Source organism: Streptomyces sp. ICC4 (genome assembly GCF_003287915.1).
GTDB lineage: Bacteria > Actinomycetota > Actinomycetes > Streptomycetales > Streptomycetaceae > Streptomyces > Streptomyces tritrimontium.
Map to the genome: position 1 here is coordinate 7,748,665 of NZ_CP030286.1, position 11,237 is coordinate 7,759,901.

The following is an 11,237-nucleotide window of genomic DNA, read 5'->3' on the forward strand; positions in this document are numbered from 1 at the left end:
CCCGGGCACCCCCTTCGGCGCCGTCAGCTGCTGTATACGCCGACTTCGTACAGGGAGTAACCCCATTGCGTGCCGCGTCCCGTTCCGTGGACGCGCACGTACCGGGCGGGGACCCCCGCGAACTGAGCCGTGTCCAGGCCGCCGTCACCGGTCGTCGTGGACCAGGCCGGCTGCCAGGCCGCCCCGTCCGCGGACACCTCCACGCGGTACGACTTCCCGTACGCCCGCTCCCATTCGAGCGTGACCCGCTTGACCAGGTTCACGGAACCGAGGTCGAACTGGACCCACTGGTCGTCGCTCCAGTCGCTCGCCCAGCGGCTGCCCCGGTCGCCGTCCACGGCCCGGCCGGGCGCGTAGCTGACGAACGGGTTCCACTCGGAGGAGCTCGCGGAGGCGGCCGTGTGCGCCGCGAGGTTCACCCCGGCCTTGTGCTGCTCGGAGTTGCCCCAGGTGCGCAGGTAGGACTCGGCGCCCTTGAACAGGTCGTCCACCACGCCCTGACCGCCGACGAGCCGTACGTCCTCGATCCAGTCGGGCACGAGGCCGTAGTGCGAGGCGCCGTCGGTGTTGAGGTCCCAGGTGCGCTGGCCGGTGGTCTGCTTGTCGATGACCGACCCGCCGTCGGTGCTGCGGAACGGGTACGTGACCGGGGTCGGCGCGTTCGCGCCGCGCGGGCCGGGCCAGCCGCCGACGCCGTTCATGTCGGTGCCGTAGCCGTAGCCGACGTTGTACTTGTCGCGCAGCGCGTCCGTCCGCTTGGCCTCGTTGCTGAAGGCCTCGGAGCCGCTCATGTACTGGGCGGCGAAACCGCCGAGCTTGTACAGCCGCTCGGTCCAGCCGAGGTCCATCCAGCTGTGCGAGGAGATCACGCCGGGGTAGGACTGGCTCTCGAGGATGTCGAAGGCCTGGCCGGCCGCCTTCACGCTCATGTGGTCGATCTCGAGCATCATCTTGCGCTTCATCATGCCGCGCACCGCGTAGTCGCCGAGCTCGGTGAGGCCGCGGGTGTTGCACTGGGCGCCCGAAGCGTACGAGGGCACCGCCACGCCCGCCGGCAGCTCCTTCTCCGCCGAGGCCGCCGGGGCCAGGCCGATGGGGTTGTCGTGCTGCGGGCCCGCGCACGTCTCCGTCTTCCAGAAGGTGCCGGTCGACAGGAACTGCCCGACGTTGATGGCCGTTCCCAGCGCGCCCTCGTCGAAGCGGACCCCGCACAGGGCGTTGTCGAACTTGTGGCACAGGAACATGCTGCGCACGCCGAGCCCGTACAGCTCGTCGAGGCCGCGGTCGATGTCCTGCTTGCTGCACTGCGCGATGTCGAGGATCTGCTTGCAGCCGAAGGGCTCGGAGGTCTCCACGCCGAGGACCACGGCCAGCTTGCCCTGCTTGATCACCTCGCGGGCCTGGGCGGAGTCGGTGACGATGCGGAACCACCCCTTGCCGGGGCCGCCGTACATCTTGTCGACGAAGGCCTGCATGTCGTAGCTCTTCTGCGCCTCCAGCCGGATGGCGGTCATCTCGTCGCAGCCGCGGTCCTTGAAGAAGTAGACCGAGCAGATCACCCCGTTGGTGACGAGGTCGTTGACGAGGACGCGCTGGCCGCCGCGCCAGGCCCGCTCGATCCAGGCGTAGTAGTTCTGCTGGTGGGTCAGCGAGTCGTGGGCGGGCCAGTCCTTGAAGGTGGGCCAGCCGTCGGGGTCGTGCTTGCCGTCACCGCCCTTGGTGATGAAGTCGAAGATCGCCAGGGTGCCGTCGGGGTAGTGCTCGGGACAGTCCTTGAGCGCGTCGGCGATCCCGGCGTCGGAGAACGGCTTTCCGCAGATCAGACGGCCGCCGAAGCCCTCGTTGGACATGATGTGGTCGTGGGCGTCCACGAAGCCCCGGACGTTGCCCTGCGCGTCGGTGCCCTTGAAGGGCTCGCCGGTCACGTTGATCTGGGAATCGGGTGCGGGCCGCGCGGAGGGGTTCCACCATCCGGGGTCGGCGGCGGCCCCCGGGACGGGTCCGAGCACCGTGGCCAGCAGGCCCAGGAGCAGTGACAGGATCGCGATCGGCTTGCGTCTGCGGTGCGGCTGGGGTTGCGGTTGTCGGGTCATGGCCACCACTCACGTCCTCGGTTCGGCGCAGGGCGCGGTCGAGGACACAGTCCACCGGGGGCGTGAGCGCCCCGACAGTTGTTTGTCATGTCCCGCGCAAGCATTGCTTCGAGAATCGCTACTGCCGGGTACAGAGTCAAGGGTCCGGGTCACATGACCTGATGGCTCGTCACCTTACGTGCCCCCGTGTTCCTTTGCGACGCGGTGGACGGGATCCGCACGGAACGTACACGGGCCGCGATCGGGCCGGCCGGGCGGTCGTGGCGGCCGCGGCGGCCCCGGTGGTCGTGGCGGCCGCATGTGAGGCGTTCGAGGGGGCCCGGGTGCACGCCTGGACGCGGAGGATGTTTTTTCGGCCATCCGGGTCCGGCGGGGCGGGCCGTTTCCCGCGGACCCGAGGCGGCCGCGCACCCGCCGGCCGGGCCCGCGCGGGGCCGATTGTGAGGATGCCGTGTACGCCGCCACCAGGAAGGGAAGGGTTCGACGGGCACCCCGTGCGCTGCCGGAGCCGGTGGCTGCCGGGCCTGCTCGCCTCCGGCGCCGGTCGAACGCGCCCGCGCGCGCCCCCGCCACGCGTTCACATGTTCTCCGTTTCTGCTTCACCGATCCGTGTGCCCCAGACACCTCCGCCCCGTGGATTGTCATGCCCGCGGCCATGGGTGGGTGGCCGTTTTCCGGCCAAGCACGGCTTGTGGGAAGGGGGGCGGCCCGGTGTCTCAGCCACGTTTTCTGTTCGTTTCATGGGTGGACGTCGAAAGACGGCAGGTGCCCGCGCCGACGGCGGGGGGACAGCTCGGGGCGTCCACTCCCCCGCCATCGGCTTCGCGTCGGAGAGCGGGGACGGGACGGTCCGCGCACAGGTCGCCCTGCAGTGGAACACCGGGCCGCGGCAGGAGATCCGCACGTTCGCGAACAGCACCCGCACCCTCGAGGGCGGCGCCCACGAGGAGGGCTTCCTCACCTCGCTCACGGCCGTCCTCAACGACCACGCGCGCCGGCAGCGGCTGCTGCCCGCGGACGACGGTGAGCCCGCCCGGGAGCTCACCGCCGAGGAGGTCCGCGGAGGACTGGTCGCGGTCGTCTCCGTCACACTCGCCGATCCCGTCTTCGAGGGATCCACCAGGAGCAGGCTCCGCAACGCCGAAGCGGGCGACTGCGTCCGGGATGCCGTCCGCGAACACCTCGACGACTGGCTGGAGCGGCATCCGGGCGAGGCCGCGGCCATCATCCGTCACATCGTCAACACGGCCACCGGGTAAGGGAGATGCTGACGTCGGACGATGGTGTACGGGGGCTCGCGTTCCGACGGAGCGGTGCCCCCCGGCGCGTGTGAGGAGCCCCCGCAACGGGAACGCGACAGGCAGGGCGGTGAGTTCCGCTCCATTTCGATGGCGCTCCGGGCGAAACCGGAACGCCCTGCCTGCCGTTCTCCCGTCGGCGGACTGCCCGCCGCCGGCCCCGCCGTCTCACCCCCGGAGGAGTTCTGATGGCCCTCCTCACCACCCTCGCGGTGATCCTCGTCGTCTGGTGCGCCGCCGGCCTGGCCACCGCCGCGCTCTACGCCGCCGTGCGCACCCGGCACGTCCGGCGCCAGCGGGCCCGGGTGCCGCTCCGCCCGAGGCAAGGAGCGCTACCCGGCCGGTCCGACGTCCTCCCGCGCCGCTAGGGCTGTGACCGGAAAGGTTTGCGGTCGGCTGTCCGGATGCCGATCAGGGAGCCACCCGCCCACGGTCCTCGGCCGGGCCCCCTCTATCCTTCCGGGACCGCGGAGCACGGTGGTCCGCGCGGGGGGAACGGGATCGTGGAAACAATCGGTGACCTGGTGCGACGTGCCGTCCGGTCATGTCCGGAGTGCGGGGCGGGCGTGCCCGTCGACGAGCGGTACGTCGTCTGGTGCGCGGCCTGCGACTGGAACGTGGATCCGGGTGCGCCCGATCCGGAGGGCGGCCGGATCGCCGCCGCCCGGCGGCGGATGGCCCGGAAGCACGGGGAGCAGCTCGCGGCCGAGATGGAGCGGTCCGGCGAGTCAGGCCAGTCCAGCGCCTCCCGCCGGTCCGGCGAGGCCTTCGGACCCGTGAAGCACGACGCGAATACGGTCGTGGCGTTCGGGATCGCCCTGCTCGTGAACGGCGTGACCGTGTTCCTCGCGGTGGCGGGGGTCCTGCTGCTGCTCCTGGGCTGGGGCGCCGGGATCCTGCCGGCGATCGGCGCGCTGATGCTGGGCCTGGCTTGGCTGATGCGGCCGCGGCGCCCGCGCCTCCCGAAGGACGGGCCCGTGCTGTACCGGGCGGACGCGCCGGAGCTCTTCGCGCTGATCGACGACGTCGCGGATGTCGTCGGGACGACCGGCGTGCACGTGGTGGTGGTCGACACCGACGCCAACGCCTCGGTCACGAACTACGGCCTGAGGGCGCGGCGGCTCCTCACCATCGGCCTCGGGCTGTGGGAGATCCTCTCGCCCCACGAGCGGGTGGCCCTGCTCGGTCACGAGCTGGGCCACTTCGCCAACGGGGACACCCGCCGGGGCGCCTTCATGGACGACGCGCTGCGCGCCCTGGCCATGTGGAACTACGTCCTGACGCCCCTCCCGCACAGCGGGCTCGTGGACCGGATCATGGCCGTGCTGATGTGGCTGCCCCGGTGGACCGTCTTCGGGCTGCTGACGCTCCTGGACCACCTGACCCTGCGCCAGTCGCAGCGCGCGGAGTACCTGGCCGACCGGAGTGCGGCCCGGGCCGGCTCCACGGAGGCGGCCGCGGCGCTGATGGACCGGCTCTTGGTGTGCGGGTCCGTCGGGGACTTCCTGCGGCGGGAGTCAGTGGGTGCCCGGACCAAGGTCAGGCTGGGCGGACGGGACGGGCGCGCGGACGGCGGGCGGCCCGAGGACGGGTTGTGGGAGCGGCTCGCCGCGAACTTCGCCGACATGCCGGAGCACGAGTACGAGCGCCTGCGGCGGGTCGCGGCCCTGCGCGGGCACAGCGTCGATGCCACGCACCCGCCGACCCACCTGCGCCGCCGGTGCGCCGCGGTGCACGGCCCCTTCGCACCGCAGGTCCCGTACGCCGCCGCGCGCGCGGCCGCGGTGGCCGGCGAACTGGCCCCGGCCCGGGCCGTACTGGCCCGGGAGGTCATCCGCGACCACGCGGGCTGAGGAGGGGCGGCCCCGGGCCCTGTCCTATGATCGCCTCCGTGACGTCCGCACTGATCCTCGTCGACCTGATGCCCCGCATCATCGCCCTGCCCGTGGCACCGCACTCAGGTGAGCGGGTCCTGGACCGCTGTCGCCTGCTCGCCGAGGCGTTCAGGGCGGCCGGCCGGCCGGTGGTGGCGGTTCGGGTGGAGCGGCCCGGCGTGAGCGAGCAGCCTCCGGGCAGCGGCTTCGCCGACGGTCTGGTCCAGCCCGGGGACGTCGTGATCGTCAAGCGCACCGTCGGCGCGTTCCACGGCACCGGCCTGGACGACCGACTGCGCGGTCTCGGCGTGGACACGCTGGTGCTCGCCGGACTGGTCACCACGATGGGGGTCGAGTCCACCGCGCGGGCCGCGAGCGATCACGGCTACGAGCTGGAGTTCGTCGCCGACGCCATGTCCGGGTTCGCCGCCGACGAGCACGACTTCACCGTGGAGAAGATCTTTCCGCGGTTCGGCGACGTGCACGACACCGCGCACTACGTCTGAGCCGGGCGCGAGCACCGCGCGTACCGGCCGAAGGCGACCGGACCGTCCGGCGCACTGTACGAAGGCTCTTGTGAACGAACAGATCCAGCCCGCGACCGTTCGCCTCTTCGTCGCCCTCGCCCCGCCCGACGAAGCGAAGGACGAACTGGCGCGAGCGCTCCGCCCCGCCTACGAGGCGTACCCGCACATGCGGTGGAACCGCATCGAGGACTGGCACATCACGCTCGCGTTCCTCGGCGAACTCCCGGTCGGGGCCGCCTCGCTGCTGCAGCCTCCGCTGGCGGAGCTCGCGGCGGCGCGCGGGCCCGTACGACTGGGCCTGCGCGGCGGCGGGCACTTCGGCGAGCGGGTGCTGTGGAGCGGGATCGACGGTGACGTGGACGGGCTGCACCTGCTCGCCACGGACGTGCGCGCCGTGGTCAAGGAGTGCGGCATCCCCTTCGAGGACCGGCCGCTGCGCCCCCATCTGACGTTGGCCCGCGCCCGCCGGAACGATGCCTCTTCCGCCGTGGAGGCCGCCGCCGGACTGGCCGGGTTCACCGGCCGGCCGTGGCCGACGGAGCGCCTGCACCTGGTCGGCAGCAACATCGGCCGCGGTCCGGGAGCGATCCACTACCGCGACATCGAGGCGTGGAACCTCGGCGGCGGGCACCCGGCCTGACCCCGGCCCCCGGCCCCCGCTCCCCGTGTCACCCGTTCGGCCGACATCGCGGGACGATCGGCCGCGCACGGGCCGTCATCCCCCGTGACCTGCGGGGTCGTTGGCCGCCGGGTTGTGGCGTGTCCGCGACACGCCGGGTGGGCTCCACCGGTTCGGGGTGCGAGTCGCGGGGGCCTGTCGTGTGCTGGGCCGGAAGCGGACCGTCGGCGACCGAACTCGCCGACGGTCCGGGCGGGGCAGTGCGCACGGACAAGGGGGCAGACATGCCGGGTGGAAGCCGTCGGGGGCAACGGGCCATGGGGGCCTTGACCGTGGTCGCGGCGGCCGCGGGGATATGGCTGATCAGCGCCGACGACATACCGGGGCCGCCGCCCCGAACCTCCGACGGGCAGGGGCTCTTCTCCGCCCCGCGCCGGCTGCTCGGCGAACTGCGCGCGGAGCGGCCGCACCCGGCCGGGGCCGGGTCCGACCGCCTTCCCGGCCCCGCGCGGACCGCGCGACCCCACACGGGGCCGCTGCCCCGCACGGGGCCGCTGCCCATCAGCCGGCCGTGATGCGGAAGGCGGGGCTGTAGACGGCCATGGGGTCGTGCGAGGTGACCGCGATGGCGTAATTGCCCGCGGGAGTCAGGTTTTCGGGCACGGTGACGGTGAGGCCGAGGTCGGCGGGCTCGACGTCGGTGGCCAGGACGGCGAGGTCCTCGGAGACGCGCGAGCCGTCGACCCGGACGAGGGCGATGTCCATGGGGTGCCCGGTGAGGCCGACGAGGCGCCAGCCGATCCGCACCCGGTCGCCGGGAGCCCAGACGGTGTCCGCCCCGGGGGTGACGACCAGGACGGAGTCCGCGTCGAGGAGCACGGCGGCGTCGGGGCGGCTGAGGGCGCGGTTGACGCGCCGGAGCACGTCCTTCGCGCGGCGGATGACGCTGATGGGAATCGACCTCTTTCAGGGCCCGGCGGGTCATGGCGTGGCGCCCGTGCCCCCAGGGGGTGTTTGCGACACAGCACTAGATGCCCGTGAAGCCCCGTTCGTTCCCGATCCGGCCGACGGATTCCGGGTCGGTGAGCTCGCAACAGACGCCCCCCAGACCACTGGTAGGAAAGTTTCCTGTTTGCTAGCATCCCGGTTCGGCGGCTTGGCGCGGTGCCCCGTGTCGTGGGCATGACGCGCTCAGCGAGAGCTCTGACCCGGCCGCTGCGGCACCGCCTCCTGCCCGCACACGGGCCGGGTCGCGGGGTCGCGCACCCGTGCCAGCTCTCGCCACCCACAAAGGCCAGGGAGTCAGGAATGAGCCTGAGCACCCCACGCACCCCCCGAATCACCGCACCACGCCGCACGGTGGGCGTGGTCGTCACCGCCGTACTCCTCCTCGTCGGCGGGCTGTTGCTCGCCTACCCCGAACGGGCAGGCGCCGCCGCCGACCCCCTCATCTCGCGCGGCAAGCCCGCCACCGCGTCCTCCAGCGAGAGCTCCGCCCTCGGACCGCAGAAGGCCTTCGACGGTGACGCGGCCAGCCGCTGGGCGAGCGCGGAGGGCAAGGACCCGCAGTGGATACGGGTCGACCTCGGCGCCACCGCCGACGTGACCCGCGTCCGGCTCAGCTGGGAGGCCGCGTACGCCAAGGTCTACCGGGTCGAGATCTCGGCCGACGGCTCCACCTGGACCCGCCTCGCCAACGAGACGGCCGGCAACGGCGGCACCGACGACTGGACCGGCCTGTCCGGCAAGGGCCGGTACCTGCGCGTGTACGGGACCGCCCGCGGCACCGCCTACGGCTACTCGCTGCACGAGGTCGAGGCGTACGGCACCCTCGGCGGCGGCGAGCCCCCGCAGACCGGCGCGTTCACCGTGGTGGCCGCCGGCGACATCGCCGCGCAGTGCACCGCTTCCGACAGCGCCTGCGCACACCCCAAGACCGCCGCGCGGGCCCAGCAGATCAACCCGAAGTTCTACCTGACGATGGGTGACAACCAGTACGACGACGCCCGGATCGCCGACTTCCGCAACTACTACGACAAGTCCTGGGGCGCCTTCAAGGACAAGACCCGCCCGGTCCCGGGCAACCACGAGACGTACGACCCCGCCGGACCGCTCGCCGGCTACAAGGCGTACTTCGGGGCGGTCGCCTACCCGCAGGGCAAGAGCTACTACAGCTTCGACGAGGGCAACTGGCACTTCATCGCCCTCGACTCCAACTCCTTCGACCAGAAGGCCCAGATCGACTGGCTGAAGGCCGACCTCGCCGCGAACGGCAAGTCCTGCATCGCCGCGTACTGGCACCACCCGCTGTTCTCTTCGGGCGGCCACGGCAACGACCCGGTCAGCAAGCCCGTCTGGAACATCCTGTACGGCGCCAAGGCCGACCTCGTGCTGAACGGGCACGACCACCACTACGAGCGGTTCGCCCCGCAGGACCCGAGCGGCAAGGCCGTCTCCGACGGGATCACCGAGATCGTCGGCGGCATGGGCGGCGCCGATCCCTACGACATCGAGACCGTCCAGCCCAACAGCCAGAAGCGGATCAGCGGCCAGTACGGGGTCCTGAAGATGGACTTCACGGACTCGGGCTACAGCTGGAGCTACGTCGGCGCCGACGGCAGCGTCAAGGACACCAGCCCGAAGTACACCTGCCACTGATGTACCTGGCGACCACAGGCCGCCGGGACACGCCGGCCCCACCCCGTTCCCACGGGGAGGGCCGGCGCGTTCCCGGCACCGTCCTGGCACTCGGCACGGTCAGCCTCGTCACCGACGTCTCCTCCGAGATGGTCACGGCGGTGCTGCCGCTCTACCTCGTCCTCGGACTCGGTCTCTCACCCCTCCAATTCGGCTTCCTGGACGGCCTGCTGGGCGGTGGCGCCGCGGTCGTCCGGCTGCTCGGCGGGCACTTCGCCGACCGCGGCCACCGGTACAAGCGCGTCGCCGGGATCGGCTACGCCCTCTCCGCGTGCTCCCGGCTCGGCCTGCTGCTCGCCGGCGGCGCCACCGCCGGGATCACGGCGGCCCTGGCCGCCGACCGGGTCGGCAAGGGCATCCGTACGGCGCCGCGCGACGCGCTGATCACCCTGAGCAGCCACCCCGACGCGCTCGGCCGGTCCTTCGGCGTGCACCGGGCCATGGACACCGCCGGCGCCCTGCTCGGTCCGCTCGCCGCCTTCGCCCTGCTCTGGGCCACCGCCGGCGCGTACGACGCGGTGTTCTTCGTGAGCTTCTGCGTCGGACTGCTCGGCGTCCTGCTCCTCGTCCTCTACGTTCCCGGGCGCCACCCGGCACCGCTCTCGGGCCCGGCCGCTCCCGAGCCCGCCGGCAGACCGTCCGGGGCGTTCGCGGCGCTGCGCGATCCCGCCTTCCGGCGGATCCTCGCGGCCGCCGCCCTGCTCGGCGCCGCCACCATCGGCGACGCCTTCCTCTACCTCCTGCTCCAGCGTCGGCTCGGGCTCTCCCCCGCCTGGTTCCCCCTGCTGCCGCTCGGCGCGGCGGCGGGCTACCTGCTGCTCGCGGTCCCGGTCGGCCGGCTCGCGGACCGGATCGGGCGGCGGCTGCCCTTCCTCTGCGGGCACCTCGCGCTGCTCGGGGCCTACCTCGTCCTGCTCGCGCCGGCCGGCGGCCCGGCCCCGCTCGTCCTCGTGCCCGTGCTCGCCCTGCTCGGCGTCTTCTACGCCTGCACCGACGGGGTGCTGATGGCCCTCGCCGGACCGGTGCTCCCCGCCGCGGGCAGGGCGGGCAACCGCGCGCCGCCCGGTCCGACCGGGCGGCGCGCGGTCGCGCGTTCGCGGCCGCCCGCCCGCCCCGCTCAGACCTCCAGGACGATCTTGCCTGCGGTGTGTCCGGCCCGGCTCAGCTCGAAGGCCGCCGCCAGTTCCGCGAGCGGGAAGGTCTCGGCGACGGTGACGGTGAGCTGCCCGGAGTCGGCGAGGCGGCCCAGCTCGGCGAGCTCGGCGCCGCTGGGCCGTACCCACATCCACTGGCCGTCGGCGCCGAGGACGGTGTGGTCGGCGATGGAGGCGTGCCGTCCCCCTTCGGCCAGCACCGCGAGGGTGCTGTCGAGGACGCCGCCCACGAAGTCGGCGACGACGGTGACCCCGTCGGGCGCCAGCTCGCGGACCCGGCCCGCGAGGCCGTCCCCGTACTCGACGGGCTCGCAGCCGAGCGCGCGCAGCCGGTCGTGGTTGCGCGCGGAGGCGGTGCCGATGACCCGGGCGCCGAGCGCGCGGGCGATCTGCACGCCGAGGGTGCCGACGCCGCCGGCCGCACCGTGGACGAGGACGGTGTCCCCCTTGCCGGTGTCGAGGCGGGTGAGCAGCTGGTAGGCGGTCAGGCCCGCCAGGGGCAGTCCCGCGGCCTGCCGCCAGTCCAGGGAGGCGGGCTTGTGCGCGAGGGCCCGTACGGGCACGGTCACGAACTCGGCGAAGGTCCCGCCGTGCACGTAGTCCTTGCGGGCGTAGGCGATGACCTCGTCGCCGGCCGTGAACTCGGGGGTGTCGATGCCGACGAACTCCACGGTCCCAGCCACGTCCCAGCCGGGGACGACCGGGTGGACGACGTCCATGAGGCCGTCGAGGCCGCCCGCCATGATCTTCCAGTCGACGGGGTTGACGGAGGCGCAGCGGACGCGGACGAGGACCTCGCCGGGACCCACCTTGGGGACCGGGAGCCGGATCTCGGAGAGCACCTCGTTCCCGCCGTACGTCTCGTACGCCATCGCCCGCATGGTGCCCTCTGCCTCTTCGGACATGCGCCTCGCCTCTCCCTGAACCGGTGGTGCCTGGCCCCTTCTCCATCCCACCACGAAATGCCGCGCCCGC

The 11,237-nt window shown here is 72.8% G+C and carries 10 protein-coding genes and 1 pseudogene; 8 read left to right on the forward strand and 3 right to left on the reverse strand.

Annotated features, from left to right (window positions below):
* Window positions 1–23: 23 nt before the first annotated feature.
* Window positions 24–2,093 carry a discoidin domain-containing protein gene (locus DRB89_RS36410; RefSeq protein ID WP_204357903.1) on the reverse strand — a complete coding sequence of 690 codons (2,070 nt, stop codon included), beginning with the start codon at window positions 2,091–2,093 and terminating at the stop codon, window positions 24–26.
* A gap of 740 nt (window positions 2,094–2,833) precedes the next feature.
* On the opposite strand from DRB89_RS36410, the gene DRB89_RS43390 reads away from it, so the two are divergent.
* The 6 genes from DRB89_RS43390 to DRB89_RS36440 all read left to right on the forward strand — a co-directional run bounded on the left by DRB89_RS43390 (window position 2,834) and on the right by DRB89_RS36440 (window position 6,986).
* The gene (locus DRB89_RS43390) at window positions 2,834–3,352 is read left to right on the forward strand and encodes a hypothetical protein (protein WP_162688872.1); all 519 of its coding nucleotides are present in this window, start codon (window positions 2,834–2,836) and stop codon (window positions 3,350–3,352) included.
* Window positions 3,353–3,579: 227 nt separating this feature from the next.
* Window positions 3,580–3,759, forward strand: a complete 180-nt coding sequence (locus DRB89_RS36420; RefSeq protein WP_112451540.1) for a hypothetical protein — start codon at window positions 3,580–3,582, stop codon at window positions 3,757–3,759.
* Between the two features lie 135 nt (window positions 3,760–3,894).
* Window positions 3,895–5,244, forward strand: a complete 1,350-nt coding sequence (locus tag DRB89_RS36425) for a M48 family metallopeptidase (RefSeq protein ID WP_239516529.1) — start codon at window positions 3,895–3,897, stop codon at window positions 5,242–5,244.
* Window positions 5,245–5,270: 26 nt separating this feature from the next.
* Window positions 5,271–5,771 (forward strand): isochorismatase family protein, encoded by a 501-nt coding sequence (locus DRB89_RS36430; protein WP_112451538.1) that lies wholly within the window; start codon window positions 5,271–5,273, stop codon window positions 5,769–5,771.
* A gap of 70 nt (window positions 5,772–5,841) precedes the next feature.
* Window positions 5,842–6,432, forward strand: coding sequence for an RNA 2',3'-cyclic phosphodiesterase (gene thpR / locus DRB89_RS36435; protein WP_112451537.1), 591 nt, complete (start codon window positions 5,842–5,844; stop codon window positions 6,430–6,432).
* 296 nt (window positions 6,433–6,728) lie between these two features.
* Window positions 6,729–6,986 carry a hypothetical protein gene (locus tag DRB89_RS36440; protein ID WP_112452842.1) on the forward strand — a complete coding sequence of 86 codons (258 nt, stop codon included), beginning with the start codon at window positions 6,729–6,731 and terminating at the stop codon, window positions 6,984–6,986.
* On the opposite strand, the gene DRB89_RS36445 is transcribed toward DRB89_RS36440, so the two are convergent.
* Complete coding sequence (locus DRB89_RS36445; protein WP_162688873.1) at window positions 6,973–7,335, reverse strand: GPI anchored serine-threonine rich family protein; 363 nt, start codon at window positions 7,333–7,335, stop codon at window positions 6,973–6,975. The genes DRB89_RS36440 and DRB89_RS36445 overlap by 14 nt on opposite strands.
* Window positions 7,336–7,719: 384 nt before the next feature.
* On the opposite strand from DRB89_RS36445, the gene DRB89_RS36450 reads away from it, so the two are divergent.
* Together DRB89_RS36450 and DRB89_RS43395 are read left to right on the forward strand one after the other, a co-directional pair.
* The gene (locus tag DRB89_RS36450; RefSeq protein WP_112452844.1) at window positions 7,720–9,069 is read left to right on the forward strand and encodes a discoidin domain-containing protein; all 1,350 of its coding nucleotides are present in this window, start codon (window positions 7,720–7,722) and stop codon (window positions 9,067–9,069) included.
* Window positions 9,069–10,154 (forward strand): annotated as a pseudogene (locus DRB89_RS43395) (MFS transporter); the annotation flags it as partial. The gene DRB89_RS36450 and the pseudogene DRB89_RS43395, both read left to right, overlap by 1 nt.
* A 71-nt stretch (window positions 10,155–10,225) precedes the next feature.
* Here the strand turns inward: DRB89_RS43395 and DRB89_RS36460 are convergent.
* Window positions 10,226–11,143: an NADP-dependent oxidoreductase gene (locus DRB89_RS36460; protein WP_112453769.1), complete on the reverse strand. Its 918-nt coding sequence runs from the start codon at window positions 11,141–11,143 to the stop codon at window positions 10,226–10,228.
* Window positions 11,144–11,237 lie beyond the last annotated feature (94 nt).